The following is a 14101-nucleotide window of genomic DNA, read 5'->3' on the forward strand; positions in this document are numbered from 1 at the left end:
ACCCATTCAGGAATAGTGATGAGTGAAATGACACCGTACGTTTTGGTTCTGTACTACTCGCGCTCTGGCGCGACCGCCACCATGGCGCAGCAGGTTGCGGCTGGTGTAGAAAGCGTGCCAGGTATTCAAGCGCGTTTACGCACAGTGGCGCCGGTTTCAACGACCTGTGAAGCCGTAGAGCCAGAAATTCCTGCAGAGGGCGCGGTGTACGTTGAGCTAGACGACCTGCGCAACTGCAGCGCGTTAGCACTGGGTAGCCCCACTCGGTTTGGCAACATGGCCGCTCCGCTTAAGTATTTTATCGACTCCACCAGCAGCTTGTGGATGAACGGTGCCTTGATCGACAAACCCGCCAGTGCCTTCACTTCGACCTCCAGCCTCCACGGTGGGCAAGAGAGCACCCTGCTCACTATGCTGGTGCCACTACTGCATCATGGCATGGTCTACGCAGGGGTTCCTTACAGTGAAACCACCTTGCTGGAAACGCGTACAGGTGGCACGCCCTATGGTGCAAGCCACTTAGCAGGAACGCGTAGTGACCGTTCTGTCGATGAGCACGAACGCGCGCTGTGTGTTGCTCAGGGCAAACGACTGGCACGACTCGCTCTAGCGCTGCACGCCATGCGTCAGGAGGCATTATGAGGCAGTGGCTGGAGGATGTAGAAGCACGCCATGGGCTTGATAAACTGACCCTTCGAAGCCGACAGGTGGTATTAGCCAGCTTTGCCATACTGCTGCTACTGGTTGTTTACCGTGGACTTGTACTTCAAGGCGACGAATTTAATTGGCGCCCCGTGGTCGCGTTCGTGCTTCCCCTGGTGCTGTTTTTACCCTCTATCATTGGTAAACGCGCACGCGGGCACGCATGGCTCGCTTTTGTTAGCCTGCTCTACTTCACCCAAGGTGTGATGTTAATAACCCTGCCTGGGCAAGGTCTGCGCGGAATTCTAGAGGCGGTTGTCGCGCTGGTGCTTTTTGCTGGCTGCATGGGCTATGCGCGCTTTCGCAGTCGACAGTTGCGTCAACAGAAAACGAGGCAATAAAAACAAGTGCTTTAAAACCACAGCCATAGGACGACGCCAGCAGCAATAAATAAACTGCCGATGGCACGTAAACGCAGCGTGGCAACATTATACGGTTCGTTACGCGCATCGACTGGCTGCTGGCGAAAGCGCTTGGTACCTACCAGCATTGCTGCTACTAGCGGTTCACCTAGCAGCCGATGTGCGATCAAGCCAGCCAGGTGCAGACCGATTAGAATGATGAGTAGATCACTATTGAGTTGATGCAGGGTTCTAAGCTGGCCACCTACCCCATCGCCAAATACGCCATAGAGCGGCGCCTGAAAAAAGATATCGTCACTTAAAAACAGGCCACTCACGGCTTGGAAACTAAGCGAAAGCAGCATCAGCAGTACCATCCACCCGCCTAGCGGATTATGGCTGGCATAAGCGCCGGGCCGACGCTTTAGCAGCAATTGGGAATAAGCAACTGTTTCAACGGGTGGATATAAAAACGTTTTAAATCTCGCATACACGCTCCCCAGTAGGCCCCACAGCCATCGGAAAACGAGTAATCCGATTATGAGGTAGCCCGCTTGGGCATGCACTTCAATTGGAAATAGGAAAGGCGCTCCGCTAGTCTTGGTGGTATAAAATGAAATCAACACCGCCGCCACTAACCCCCAGTGAAACAGGCGAAGCCAGCCATCCCATACCTCAATCGCTACCTTGTCGCGCATAACATGTCCTCTCTCAGCAGTGATGAGCCCCCAGTGGTGAGATAGCTTCGCATTAATTGAGCCTTTCTCATAGAATGCGAGACAGTTAGCCGCAATCGTCAGTCGTAACGGTTAGTCGCAACACCGCCGAAAATATAAGCAGTGAGTCAACGCATTAAACATCCATTGATGTCGGTCACTTGAGCTTTAAAGACAGACCGGCGAACATGGATGAAACTCCAGGGAGAAGTATTCGATGACACGTAACATAGCCGATATCAGGCGTGATTATGAAGGCGGCAGGCTTGATGAGTCCCAGACACCCGACGATCCATTCGTGCTATTCGATGAGTGGTTTAGCCTCGCCCTGGAAAAAGAGGGCAAAGATGGCAACGCCATGACACTAGCCACCGTAGATAGCCAAGGCCGCCCTCACGCGCGGGTGGTGCTGTTAAAGGGATTTGATGAGCGCGGCATGGTTTTTTACACCAATTACCATAGCCATAAGGGGAGCGAGCTGAGCAATGTGCCCTTCGCGGCCATGACTTTCTGGTGGCCTTCGCTTTCACGGCAGGTACGCATAGAAGGCCCCGTTGAGCAGGTTTCAGCCGATGAGTCTGATGAGTACTTTGCCAGCCGACCTCGGGGTAGCCAATTGGGCGCATGGATTGCGACTCAAAGTGTAGTGATTCCCGACCGTAACTGGATCGAAGAGCGCCAAAAGCGCTTTGAGCAAGCCTATGATGGCCAGGATATTCCCCGCCCGATCCACTGGGGGGGCTATCGTGTCACGCCGGAAATGATCGAGTTTTGGCAGGGTCAGCCTAGTCGCCTACATGACCGCCTACGCTTTGAGCGTCGTGACGGCGGTGAATGGGGCCGTTTCCGCATGGCGCCATAACGTCAGCAACAAGTTCACAATTTAGGCCTGTGTTTTATACGCAGGCCTTATCGTTTTTAAAGCTTTTCAAATGCCTAATCCGGTAGGCTCTCAAGGCGGTGCCGCTGCCATTCACTTTCGGGCTCGTTGAGACGCAGCACGGCATCAATCACTTGCTCCTCCATGTTGTAGCGGCATTTAAAGCCTAAGTGTTTCATTAGCGCCCGCATTGGATGGTTATCGACCATAATTTTGCCGACCATTTCCAGAGTGCCGATGTTCGTGCAGTAATCGATCATCTTCTTCATTAGCAGGCTGCCAATGCCCAGCCCTTGAAGGTCATCACGAATAATGACCGAGAACTCGGTACGAATATTGTCCGGGTCATTCCATACCCGCACCACCCCAAGCATCTCTTTGCTGCCCTCATCGCCTAAATATTCCGCGATAAACGCCATCTGACGGTCGTAATTGATATGCGACAGGATCGACAGGTCGCGCTGGGTTAAATTGGACTTATTATGGAAATAGCGGAAACGGATGCTCTCTTCTGAGAGCTGGCGATGGAAGGTGGTAATCAAATGGGCATCTTCGGCACGAATAGGCCTTACCTCGACCTGCCAGCCGTTTTTCAGCGTCACCCATTCACGCAGCTCTTCAGGGTACGGCATGATCGCAAAGCGCGATGGCGAACCAAGATCCAAGGCGAAATCGACGGCGACCATACCGTCACGATTCAGCAGCAGAGGATTTACTTCCAGACCCCGTAGATCGCTTAGATCGGAGGCCATTTGCGATAGTTTGACCAGCATTTGGCATAAATGCTGAATGTCACGCTCTGGGTCGGCGGAGTGTTCACGAATTAATGAGGCGGCGTGGGTTCTCCCTACCACATCGGCAGCCAGGCTCATATTGAGCGGCGGCAGCGCGACCTGGCGGTCAGCCAGCACGTTGACCTTATAACCACCGATGCCAAAGACGATAAGTGGGCCGAACACCGGATCACGGGTAATGCCCGCGCAAATCTGCATCGAGTGCTTGCCACGCTGCATGGGCTGTAAACAGTACTCGCGGATCGCATACTCGGGAAATTTTTCAGCGACTTTTTCACCTAGCTGGCGAACGCCTTCCGCTACCTGTTCGGGCGTATCCAAATCCTGTAGCAAGCCTGCTGAAATTTTATGCGGGTGCTTGCGGTAGCGATAAGGACGACAGTTGCCTTCATGAACCACTTTCAGCGCCTTGGTGCCAGGTATCTCTGCAGCGCGAGCAAGCGCCTCATCGGGGTTGGCCAAATACACGCTGGGTGCCGTGGGGATACCATAGGCCTCGAGCACTTGGGCGGTTTCAGAGTGGGTCAAGGTTTGCCTGCCCTGCTCTTTTGCCTGCTTAATCAGTGTACGGCACTGGGCGCGTATTTCTGGACTGGTGGAAAATGGCAGGCTGGGGGGGATCTCTTGCAGCAGCGCTTGAACGCGCTGATAAATCACCATATGCATAAACGCCTTAACGGCCTTTTCGGGTGAAATATAGGTTGGAATCCCGGCTAAATTACAGATATAGCGCGCATTAAGCGCCTCTTTTAAGCCCATCCAGCTGGTGAGCAGGTTGCGGCGAAATTTCTTGCGGTTATCGATCAGCGCCTGGGCAGTCACCAGCGATGGCGCCATCCGGGTGGGTGCGTGCACCACCAGTACAGCATCCACGTTGGCGTCAGCAGCGACAATCTCCAGCGCTTGGACAAACCGCTCGGGCGAGGCGTTGCCGCCCAGATCCACCGGGTTCTCGCCCGGCTTGCTCATATCGACCTCGCTACGGTGCAGCGCTGCCTGGGTTTCGTCGCTAAATTCAGCCAATTTACCGCCCGCGCTAATCAGCTTATCGATCGCCAGCATGGCGGGCCCTAAACCGTTAGAGACAATGGCCAGACGATCGCCCTTCAGGGGTTTCATGCGCGACAGGGTTTCCAGCGCATCAAGCAGCTCATCGGAATCATTTACCCGCACCACCCCTGCCCGAGCAAAAGCGGCATCAAACACCACGTCACGGTTAGCAATCCCAGGCGTGGGTGACATGCCGGATATATCCGATTCTGGGGTGCGGCCGCTTTTTATTGCCAGTACCAGACGATTACGTGATGCATCACGCACGGCGGTCATAAAGTGCTGGGCGTCGCTGATTCGCTCAAGGTGCAGCATAATGGCCTGAGCGGGCGAGAATTGATTAACGTAATCGATCAGGTCTGGCAATAGCACATCGACACTGTCGCCAACGGTTATCAAGTGCGAAAAGCCCACATCACGCCCGGCGGCCCAATCAATCATCGCATTGGCCAGCATGCCGGACTGGCCCAGGTAAGCGACGCGGCCCGCTTTCACCGGCTGACTGGCGTAAGAGGCGTTAAGCTTTTTGCCCGGTACAATTAGCCCCATGCACTCGGGGCCGAGTACACGAATACCCGAGACGCGTGCCGCACTCAACATTCGTTCGCGAATGGAACCCTGATTGCCTTTATCTCGATCCAGGTAAGCCCCGCCAGAGAGCACCAGGGCCGCTTTGACACCGTATTGCCCAAGCTTTTTAATCAGGCTAGGCACACCTTCAATCGGCGAGCAGACCACGGCTAAGTCGGGCACTTCGGGTAGCTCGCTTACGCGGCTGACGCACGGCACACCGAAGACTTGAGAGTAGCCTTTTAGATTGACTGCCCAGAGCGGCCCTTTGAAGCCACCCTCCTGAATATTTCTCAGCACTAGACCGCCCAACGACGCGGGTTTTTCAGAGGCGCCAAACACCGCTAGTGTGCGAGGTTCGAAAAAATGGTGTAAAAAGCGCGTACTCAAAATGCGTCTCCCCTGACATGAATCGCGGCTGTACGACTTATTGACACTGTCGCCCAGACCCTGAAGGCGATTAAGGTGGCATCAATGATAATGGAGCGTTGGAATGATTACCGCCTACCTTACCCACCCAGACTGCTCATTGCACCACATGGGGCCGGAGCATCCTGAAAGCCCTCAGCGTCTGGAGGCTATTCGCGCTCGCCTATCGCTTGTTGGGTTATTACAGCAAACCATGCAGGCCGATGCCAAGGCAGCCTGCGAGGAGTCTCTTGCCAGAGTACACCCCTTGCGCCATTTGCGCTCCCTAGAGAAGTGCTTGCCCACCGAAGGCATCGTTACGCTAGATAGCGATACCATGATGAATCCTGATAGCTTACAAGCCGCACGGGTTGCAGCGGGAGCGGTTATTCGTGGGGTAGATCAGGTATTTAAGCGTCAGGCGGATAACGTTTTTTGTGCGGTTAGACCACCAGGCCACCATGCGGAAGCCAGCGATGCGATGGGATTCTGTTTTTACAATAATATCGCCGTGGGGGCGGCCCATGCGCGAGCCAAATATGGTGCCAAGCGTATCGCTATACTGGATTTTGATGTTCACCAGTGCAATGGCACCATCGATATCTTTAAAAATGATCCTGAGATACTGATCTGCACCAGCTTCCAGTATCCGTTTTACCCCTGGCGTTATTTGCGCAGCGAGTGGCAAAACGTTGTGAATACCCCGCTTGAAGTGGGCACCGATGGCCCAGAGTTCCGGCGCATCATCGAAAACCACTGGCTACCTGCCCTGCACGCCTTTAAACCTGACTTGGTGATGCTCTCCGCGGGTTTCGACGCTCACCGTGATGACCCCATGGGGGATATCTGTTTAGAGGATGAAGACTTCTACTGGATTACCCATCTAGCCATGGAGATCGCCACCCTGTATGCCGATAATCGCATTGTATCGGTGCTTGAAGGCGGCTATAACCCGAAGTCGCTGGCAAGTGGCGTTGAGGCACATCTAAAAGCGCTGTTGGGGCTGCCGTTTGCTGAAGTGCCCTAAGCAAGCGTCAGCGCTCTTGCTTCTGCCAGCCGTTCTTAGCCGCTTCTTTGCTGTGATATGATGTTCGTTTACGCGCGCCTATAGACACGCACCGTTAGACAACGCAGCCAATGTGACGACCTATGACCGCTACGACTGAAGAGCATGCCGCGCTGCGTATTGCATCGGGAAGCAAACCCTTTGTTGAGCCGTTGCGTTTAGGCGAGCGGCTCAAACAAATTCGTCTCGCTAATCAGTGGACGTTGGAAGAGGTTAGCCAGCGCACTGGGCTGGCCCGCTCAACGCTGTCTAAAATTGAGAACGATCAAGTCTCCCCCACCTTTAGCGTGGTGCAAAAACTCACTACCGGGCTCAACATCGACTTGCCTCAATTGCTCACGCCCCCCAAGCGGGAACGTTATACCATGGGGCGGCGCGATCTAACTCGTAAAGGCAAAGGGCAACTGCACCCCACGCCCACGTACGAGCACGAATTATTGGGCCATCAACTCGCCCAAAAACGTATGATTCCCTTCAAAACCATCGTACGTGCACGCAGCTTTGACGAGTATCACCAGTGGGTACGCCATGATGGCGAAGAGTTTTTGATGGTGCTGCATGGCGATATTATGCTCTACACCGAATTTTACGCCCCATTAGTGCTAGCTGAGGGCGACAGCATCTATTTTGATAGTGATATGGGCCATGCACTGGTATCCACCAGTCCAGACGATGCCGTTGTTTTGTCGGTCTGTACGCGCGGTGATGTGGCTTAAGCTGTTCGAAAACCAGCGAGCCATTCACACGGGTTATAGGCAGTTGGTAGGCTTCGGCAAACCGGCCAGGCGGGCAATTCGCTTTGCCGGGCTGCCGGGGAAAAGCTGCATCAGGTAAATAGAACGCCCTTTCTCTTCACCCAGTGCGTTTTTGGTTGCTTTCACAAGCGGTCGCATCGCCGGAGCCATTTCGTAACGCTGATAAAATGCTCGCACGACTTTGATAACTTCCCAGTGTTCAGCGGTAAGTGTTAAACCCTCTTCTTCAGCCATTAAATGAGCGACAGATTCGTCCCACTCTGACTGGTTAACGAGATATCCTTCTGGGTCTAGCGGATATTTTTTTTGCGAATCAAGATAACGGTATATTTTCGTGTCAGACATCTTAGTACCAGGTAACTGTCTTTTCATACTGCTCGGTGAGCGCCACAAAGCCATCCATCTCTAGTGTGGGCAGCTCATTATCCGTGGCAATGCTGGCAAGCCCGCGGCTTATAAGGTCTTCCGATAGAAGGAATATGCGCGACTGACACTGCTGCCATGCCTGCCAGGAGGGATCAAGGGCAGCTGTTACCGCTTCTTCGATCAGCAGCACGGCATCCTGCCCCCCTATCGCTTGCTGCATTTGAGTAGCGACAATGCTATCAGGCGCTTTGGTGAGGATGTGTAAGATCATAATTCTCTCACTAGGCCTAAAAGTTAAGTATCTGGGTGTGCTGCTGTAACAGCCCTGGTATTTCCTGATCCGCTATCAGGGTGATGCCCTCTACCAGTGAATCGGCGGATAGATGCATCCCTTGCAGCGCTTCTTCGGTCACCCAAAGCTTGTCAATATCATACATTTCCAACATATCAATGGTGGGCAGCGTGGCTTTTTGCCCCGGCGCACCACTGCCCTGTTCTTTCAGCAGTGCCATTATACCCTGCCCCATAAACAGCAAATGCACGGGTTGTCCAAAGGCCGCCGCCACCAGTGCGGCATCTAACCCTTCACGTAACCAGTTTGAGCTGTGGGGCGCGTGGCGAATTATCACTAATAGCGCATCAGGTGTCGCCATTGGCTCTCCTTCAAGCAAAGGTAATCAGGCGATCAGCGCGTTGCTGTAGCTCAAGCAGTTGCCCTAGCCCTGTCAACTCGAAAGGAGGTGCTACATTAAAGGCCTGCTTGCCATGTCGCTGTGCTTCCGATTCACTCATCAATCCTCGCCGCAACGCAGCGGCAATACAGACATCTAACTGAATCGCATGCTGCTGATGCAGCTCAATCCAGGCTTCTCTGAGGTTGAGTTCATCCTGGGGAGGAGCCATCAGCGATGATGCATTCTGAACGCCGTCGTGATAGAAAAAAACACCGGCAATCTGATGCCCTCGCGCTAGAACGGCATGGGCAAAACGCAATGCAGAGTGCGGTGCTGGGCTGCTATACGGCGCCCCCATCACCAATAAGCCGTACTGCATCATGATAATACCTGGTAACGGTTACCCTAAAAAAAGACAGGCCCTAGCAATAGGGCCTGTCATATCGTCTATCGTTTGCTTAGATCAATCGCTGCTCATAATACCCAAAATCGACAACAGGCTAACAAACAGGTTGTAGATGGATACGTAGAGCGTCACCGTAGCGAGAATGTAGTTCGTTTCACCAGCGCGATGAATGATCTCACTGGTTTGATACAGAATGGCTGCTGAAGCAAACAGCACAAAGCCAGCTGACACCATCAATGAAAGCGCCGGGATGTTAAAGAAGAACCCAGCCACCATGGCCAGAATCAACACGATGGCGCCCGCCATCAAGAAGTTGCTCAAAAAGCTAAAGTCTTTCTTGGTGGTTAGCGCTACCGCGGAAAGACCAACAAACGTCAGACCGGTCATGGCCAACGCGTTCATAATCAACGCACCGCCATTAGGCAGAGTCAGATAGGCAGAAAGAATCGGCCCAAGCGTGAACCCCATAAAGCCGGTAAAGGCGAACGTTGCCAATAAGCCGGCCGCAGAATTTGCGGTTTTATGTACCAGGAACATTAAGCCGTAGGCACCAATGAAGAACACGAAGATGTTCATCTGTTGGATGCCGAGGGCTACAGCAGCACCCGCGGTGACTGCTGAGAACAGCAGCGTCATTGCCAGTAGCGCGTAGGTGTTACGCAATACCTTGTTAGTGCTAACACTATTGGCAACGCCACTCGACTGAGGACGTGCCGTACGTAAATCGTTGTAAGCCATGTGTTCATGCTCCCTAATGGTATTTCCAACAACTGACAAGCATGCCGTTACCGAGTTCCAGACGCAAGCCTTTGTCTGTCTCGAGAACACCCCTTCACCAATGGTGATTCAACGTTGAAACCGCTTTGTAAACGTTGTCTATGCTGGTTAAGCACTTCGTTTGGACACCAAAATGATGAAAAAATTCTACTTACTGATCGTTTAAACCGCCCCTTTGGCGACGCCCAGCGCCGCCAAAGGGTTGCTAGCAAGGCTAGGTTATAGCTTCACCGGCTTCAAAAACCGGATCGAGGGTAACCACAGCTTAGCTTTGCACCTCTTCTTCGTCTTCTTTTTCATCTTTATGTGGTGTAACGGAGGTTACCGCCGTTTGACGCGCATCTTGAGGAGAATTATAGATACGAGCATCAATCACGTGCAGTACCGCCAATTGCGCAAACAATACCGCAAAACAGACGATCAAACCTTTTAACATGGCGGCATATCCAGAGATGGTGGGACTAACATCCGCATATTAGCCGATCACTAGCCAAACACAATCTATTTTGTACGCCTGAAAATCCTCTGTTTGAAAGCGTTGAATAGCGCGCAAAGCAGCTGTTCAGAACACGCCGCGGCTACTCCTTAACGGATACTTTGCGCAGATCCTCAACCATTACCCCCTCGGGTAAATCTGATTCCTCCGCGGGCAGCCATACGGGAGAGAGAGCGCTATCTTCCCGGCCATCTTCATACTGATGACCGGGAATGCGGTAAACGATCTGACTATGGTGGTGATCCCATGCAAATACACGATCCATATGCTTATCCTAAAAAATAAAACTTCAGCTATGACATTCAGGTTAAGCACGATGTTCCCTCGCATTACATCGACACATGCAACGCCTATAAGGTTAAATGTCGAATGGATTATTTGCTGACAAGGAGTCATCAATGAAAGCACTCATCGCCCTTTGCCAGGTTACCTTTATACTTGCAGGCTGCAGTTCAGGCCCCACTTCATCAAGAACCGCAGACTGTCGCCAACTGGCAGAGAAGGCTGGCGCCACCATGGTCTACGGTGACGGCATACGCGGCACCCAAGTGAATAAGGCAGGATTTTAATACCACATTATTTTCACGTTGATTTTGCTGGATTAATGTCAGGTGATGGCTTGAAAGAACCTCATGGCGGTAAAGACCCACAAGAGGCCCTGCGTGCCAGGCTAACGAAAAGCTTACAAGAACGCAGGGCCTCGGCCCATCGCCGTAGAATCGGCGCCCGAGCGACTCGTCAACAGTTTTTAGAGGCGACTCGCAACGTTGGGGTCATTGTGGTCGCTACTTGCTTCACTGCTGGCTGGGTAGTCACTAACCCCAACCTGAATACCGATAACGTTTGGCTCGGTGTGGGGCTAGGTATAATCTTGATCTTTGTAGGGTCTTTCGGCTATGGTTACGTTGAGCGTGATAAAACCTCAGATGAGGATGATAAGCCATGAATGAACTTATCCTTGCTGGCATGTTGATGAGCCTAGCGGTCGTGTCAGGTGGCATGGTATGGAGCCAGCACCGAGAACACCACGGTAAAAAATCGCTAACCGATAGCGCATTTTCCTGGATTGCCAAACACTTTGCTTAATAAATCCAGTTAGCAAATATGAAAGGGTCGCGAATAGCGGCCCTTTTGTTTATTACGAGTACGCTAGCAGGCGCGTATTGTTTCGCTTCAACAGCTCATTTTTATTTTAAAGGTGATGATAGGGCCAGCGACAGCGAAGGAACCGGGCCACTCTTTTATCATCACTCAATTCTCATGCCGAAAACTGGGCTGACACACCATCACCGTAAGAGACCACCATGCCTGTTATTCAGCGACTGCTCCGCGTTCTTAAAGCCTCTACGCTACAAATTTCGTGGACATTTTTGCTTCTTATTGTGCTCGCCCATATGGGCACCACCTGGATGCTTTTCTCACTGGTCGGCGAATCGGTGGCCGACTCCGCTACCAACTGGGTTTATTTTTATGTCGTTGTTTCTAGCACCGTAGGTTTCGGTGATTTCAGCCCGACAACCGTGGCCGGGAAGTGGATCGCTACGATCTATCTCATTCCAGGCGGCATTTCACTGTTCGCTGCCTTGATCGGGAAAGCCACCGTCACACTTTCAAATTTTTGGAGATTACAGATGCAAGGTAAAGGCGATTTCAGCCACTTATCCGATCACACCCTTGTCATTGGCTGGCACGGCGAAACTACCGAGCGCATTTTGGACATTCTTAAAGCCGATAAGGGCCTGCCGGATGAAGTCGTGCTCTGTGTTACCAAAGAGATGAGTAACCCACGCCCTGCGGATTTAAAGTTTATTAAAGGGGAAAGTTTCTCCAATGCCGAGCTTCTCAAGCGAGCGGGTGTCGAAAGCGCCAGCCGCATCATCATTTACGACACCAGCGATGACCGGGTGGCCACCGTAGCGCTAAGTGCCTACAGCCTTAAAGCAAAAAACGCTCATATCGTTGCCCACTGCGCCAATCCCGACACCGCAGCGATGTTACGGCGCACTTTGCCCGGCATCGAATGCACCCAGGCCTTAGCGTTGGAAATGCTGGTACGCTCAGCCTCTGATGCGGGAATTTCGCGAGTCGTTAACGAACTACTCGCGGTTGATCGTGGCGCTACCCAGTACCAAACCAGGTTAAGCCAACCGCCTGCCGGCGCCACCTTTGGCGATCTATTTATGCAAGCAAAAAAGGTTTATAACGCCACCGTACTGGGGCTAGCCAATAGCAGTGGCGACGGCGAAGGTAATATGCTCAATCCCGCCAACGACCGCCCACTCAAAGATGGTGACATACTCTACTACATGGCTGATAGACGCCTTTCTCAGCAGCAACTGAGCGAGCTCCTCAGCGTGGAAATTTGCTTATGATAGTTCTGATCCACCGCTTACCTACTCATCCGGCGCTAACTCCTCACGTCTGGGCGGGCGCCCCACCTGCACTTCGCTAAGATCTTCTTGGGACAGGCCGCGGTATAACGCAAACATCATTGCAAACACCAAAATGAACATCGGTAGGCCAACAACGGTAATCACCTCCTGCAAAGCAGTAAGCCCGGCCTCGCCAGCAAGCACAATCAGCATCGCTGCCAGCATACCCTCCGAAACACCCCAGAAAACACGCTGATGCCATGGTCCGGGATCCGCACTGCCGGTACACAGCATATCGACAACCAGGGACGCAGAGTCTGATGACGTGGCAAAGAAGATCGCAACGATCACAACAGCCAAGCCCTGGATTAACGTAGCGGCCGGGAAGCTCTCGAAGAATGCGAACATAGCGAGGGGGATGCTTTCACCTACGGCGGCAGACAAGATACCTGCTTGCTCTCCCAGTGCTTCTCGAGCATCGGGCCCAATCCCGTCGATCTCCATTGCCGACCAACCAAAAATTGCAAACCAAACCAGTGTGAAGATAGAGGGGGCAAAAAGCACACCAAGGACGAATTCGCGGATTGTGCGCCCGCGTGAAATTCGCGCCACAAAGATCCCGATGAAAGGCGACCACGTCACTGTCCAGGCCCAATAGAATACCGTCCAGCTACCCTGCCACCCCCAGGCGCCGCCATCCCTGGAATAGCTTGCCAGCGTGTCATTCCAGAAAGCCATGGGCAGCAGGTTCGTTATGTAGAGACCAAAGGTTTCGACCACAGCGCGCAAAAGGAAAACGGTCGACCCGGTAAAGAGCACAAACAGCAACAGGCCGACGGCCATGGCGATATTGATATTAGAAAGCCGTTTCACGCCTGAATCCAGCCCCGCCACAATCGATCCCACAGCGACAGCCGTCAGCATGGCAATGATGAACACCTTGGTGATAACGGCATCTGGAATACCAAACAACTCCGTTAGCCCCGCATTGATCTGTTGGGTGCCCAGGCCAATAGAGACCGCTACGCCAAACAGGGTGCCAAGTATGGCGAAGACATCCAGAGATTTGCCGAGAGGGCCATAAATGCGCTCGCCTAACAGCGGATAGAATACTGAACTAAAACGCATCGGCAGATTATAGCGATAAATAAAGTAAGCAAAAGCCAGTCCGGGCATAGCGAAAATCGCCCAGGTATGTAGCCCCAGATGGTAGATCGAAAAACTCATGGCATCGTCGGCGGCTTCCACAGAGAAAGGCACAACATCCGGCCTGGGTGGATTAGAAAAGTGGGAAATGGGTTCGGCCACGCCCCAGAACATCAGCACCGTTCCGATGCCGCCTGCGAACAGCATGGTGAACCAGGAGATATTATTGTAGGCAGGTTTTGCATCATTGCCCCCCAAGCGGATCGCCCCGAACCGGCTAAGCGCCACCCACAGCAGAAACGCTACCCAACTCGTCACCCCTAAAATAAAAAACCAGCCAAGATTGGTAACAATCCACTCCCGCCCGGCACCAAAGGCTGCCCCGATGGGGCCCGGCGCAATCAGTAGCACCACAAGAAAAAGGATCATGATCCCTGCGGACGTGAAAAAAATGATGGGATCCGTCTTGAGACCCAGTTTTCTCGCTAGTGCATCCATTATTATTCCTCCCGTGTCTTTCCACCAACATAGGAGTCATTGACCGATAACGCCAAGGGGCCAGCAAACCGTGATATTTTCCCA

At 52.8% G+C, this 14101-nt stretch carries 19 protein-coding genes; 9 read left to right on the plus strand and 10 right to left on the minus strand.

The window, feature by feature from the left end; all coding sequences use genetic code 11:
* Positions 1-18: 18 nt before the first annotated feature.
* A complete protein-coding gene (wrbA, locus tag YERSI8AC_RS12015; RefSeq protein ID WP_039859893.1) occupies positions 19-642 on the plus strand; it encodes an NAD(P)H:quinone oxidoreductase in 624 nt (207 codons plus the stop codon).
* Positions 639-1043, plus strand: coding sequence for a DUF2069 domain-containing protein (locus YERSI8AC_RS12020; RefSeq protein WP_027959438.1), 405 nt, complete (start codon positions 639-641; stop codon positions 1041-1043). The genes wrbA and YERSI8AC_RS12020 overlap by 4 nt, the downstream gene beginning before the upstream one ends.
* An 11-nt stretch (positions 1044-1054) precedes the next feature.
* Here the strand turns inward: YERSI8AC_RS12020 and YERSI8AC_RS12025 are convergent, their stop codons facing one another.
* Positions 1055-1741: a cytochrome b/b6 domain-containing protein gene (locus tag YERSI8AC_RS12025; RefSeq protein ID WP_159176796.1), complete on the minus strand. Its 687-nt coding sequence runs from the start codon at positions 1739-1741 to the stop codon at positions 1055-1057.
* 235 nt (positions 1742-1976) lie between these two features.
* Here YERSI8AC_RS12025 and pdxH point away from each other — a divergent pair, with 235 nt between their 5' ends.
* Positions 1977-2621 (plus strand): pyridoxamine 5'-phosphate oxidase, encoded by a 645-nt coding sequence (pdxH, locus tag YERSI8AC_RS12030; protein WP_009287866.1) that lies wholly within the window; start codon positions 1977-1979, stop codon positions 2619-2621.
* Positions 2622-2695: 74 nt separating this feature from the next.
* Here the strand turns inward: pdxH and YERSI8AC_RS12035 are convergent, their stop codons facing one another.
* Positions 2696-5443, minus strand: a complete 2748-nt coding sequence (locus YERSI8AC_RS12035) for a bifunctional acetate--CoA ligase family protein/GNAT family N-acetyltransferase (protein ID WP_159176797.1) — start codon at positions 5441-5443, stop codon at positions 2696-2698.
* Between the two features lie 103 nt (positions 5444-5546).
* On the opposite strand from YERSI8AC_RS12035, the gene YERSI8AC_RS12040 reads away from it, so the two are divergent.
* On the plus strand, positions 5547-6488 hold the full coding sequence (locus tag YERSI8AC_RS12040; RefSeq protein ID WP_009287865.1) for a histone deacetylase family protein: 942 nt from the start codon (positions 5547-5549) through the stop codon (positions 6486-6488).
* 122 nt (positions 6489-6610) lie between these two features.
* A complete protein-coding gene (locus YERSI8AC_RS12045) occupies positions 6611-7243 on the plus strand; it encodes a helix-turn-helix domain-containing protein (protein WP_009287864.1) in 633 nt (210 codons plus the stop codon).
* Positions 7244-7276: 33 nt separating this feature from the next.
* On the opposite strand, the gene YERSI8AC_RS12050 is transcribed toward YERSI8AC_RS12045, so the two are convergent.
* The 7 genes from YERSI8AC_RS12050 to YERSI8AC_RS12080 all read right to left on the minus strand — a co-directional run bounded on the left by YERSI8AC_RS12050 (position 7277) and on the right by YERSI8AC_RS12080 (position 10266).
* Entirely contained in the window at positions 7277-7627 is a 351-nt protein-coding gene (locus YERSI8AC_RS12050) for a TusE/DsrC/DsvC family sulfur relay protein (protein ID WP_022523451.1), read from the minus strand.
* Between the two features lies 1 nt (position 7628).
* Positions 7629-7919: a sulfurtransferase complex subunit TusB gene (gene tusB / locus YERSI8AC_RS12055; protein WP_041159476.1), complete on the minus strand. Its 291-nt coding sequence runs from the start codon at positions 7917-7919 to the stop codon at positions 7629-7631.
* Between the two features lie 16 nt (positions 7920-7935).
* Entirely contained in the window at positions 7936-8301 is a 366-nt protein-coding gene (tusC, locus tag YERSI8AC_RS12060; protein ID WP_041159477.1) for a sulfurtransferase complex subunit TusC, read from the minus strand.
* Positions 8302-8311: 10 nt separating this feature from the next.
* Positions 8312-8701: a sulfurtransferase complex subunit TusD gene (tusD, locus tag YERSI8AC_RS12065; protein ID WP_159177930.1), complete on the minus strand. Its 390-nt coding sequence runs from the start codon at positions 8699-8701 to the stop codon at positions 8312-8314.
* 84 nt (positions 8702-8785) lie between these two features.
* Positions 8786-9466, minus strand: coding sequence for a Bax inhibitor-1/YccA family protein (locus tag YERSI8AC_RS12070; RefSeq protein ID WP_027959444.1), 681 nt, complete (start codon positions 9464-9466; stop codon positions 8786-8788).
* A gap of 304 nt (positions 9467-9770) precedes the next feature.
* Positions 9771-9941, minus strand: a complete 171-nt coding sequence (locus YERSI8AC_RS12075; RefSeq protein ID WP_022523446.1) for a hypothetical protein — start codon at positions 9939-9941, stop codon at positions 9771-9773.
* 142 nt (positions 9942-10083) lie between these two features.
* Complete coding sequence (locus YERSI8AC_RS12080; RefSeq protein ID WP_027959445.1) at positions 10084-10266, minus strand: hypothetical protein; 183 nt, start codon at positions 10264-10266, stop codon at positions 10084-10086.
* Between the two features lie 133 nt (positions 10267-10399).
* On the opposite strand from YERSI8AC_RS12080, the gene YERSI8AC_RS12085 reads away from it, so the two are divergent.
* From YERSI8AC_RS12085 to YERSI8AC_RS12100, 4 genes are all read left to right on the plus strand, one after another.
* Positions 10400-10570 (plus strand): hypothetical protein, encoded by a 171-nt coding sequence (locus tag YERSI8AC_RS12085; protein WP_159176798.1) that lies wholly within the window; start codon positions 10400-10402, stop codon positions 10568-10570.
* Between the two features lie 50 nt (positions 10571-10620).
* Complete coding sequence (locus tag YERSI8AC_RS12090; RefSeq protein WP_159176799.1) at positions 10621-10947, plus strand: hypothetical protein; 327 nt, start codon at positions 10621-10623, stop codon at positions 10945-10947.
* A complete protein-coding gene (locus tag YERSI8AC_RS12095; RefSeq protein ID WP_159176800.1) occupies positions 10944-11087 on the plus strand; it encodes a hypothetical protein in 144 nt (47 codons plus the stop codon). The genes YERSI8AC_RS12090 and YERSI8AC_RS12095 overlap by 4 nt, the downstream gene beginning before the upstream one ends.
* A gap of 218 nt (positions 11088-11305) precedes the next feature.
* Positions 11306-12373 carry an ion channel gene (locus tag YERSI8AC_RS12100; RefSeq protein ID WP_159176801.1) on the plus strand — a complete coding sequence of 356 codons (1068 nt, stop codon included), beginning with the start codon at positions 11306-11308 and terminating at the stop codon, positions 12371-12373.
* A 21-nt stretch (positions 12374-12394) separates the two neighbouring features.
* Here YERSI8AC_RS12100 and YERSI8AC_RS12105 read toward each other — a convergent pair whose 3' ends face one another.
* Positions 12395-14017, minus strand: coding sequence for a BCCT family transporter (locus tag YERSI8AC_RS12105; RefSeq protein ID WP_041159481.1), 1623 nt, complete (start codon positions 14015-14017; stop codon positions 12395-12397).
* Between the last annotated feature and the right edge of the window lie 84 nt (positions 14018-14101).

Origin of the sequence: Halomonas sp. 113, from assembly GCF_904067645.1 — a bacterium.
In the GTDB taxonomy this organism is placed as follows: domain Bacteria; phylum Pseudomonadota; class Gammaproteobacteria; order Pseudomonadales; family Halomonadaceae; genus Vreelandella; species Vreelandella titanicae.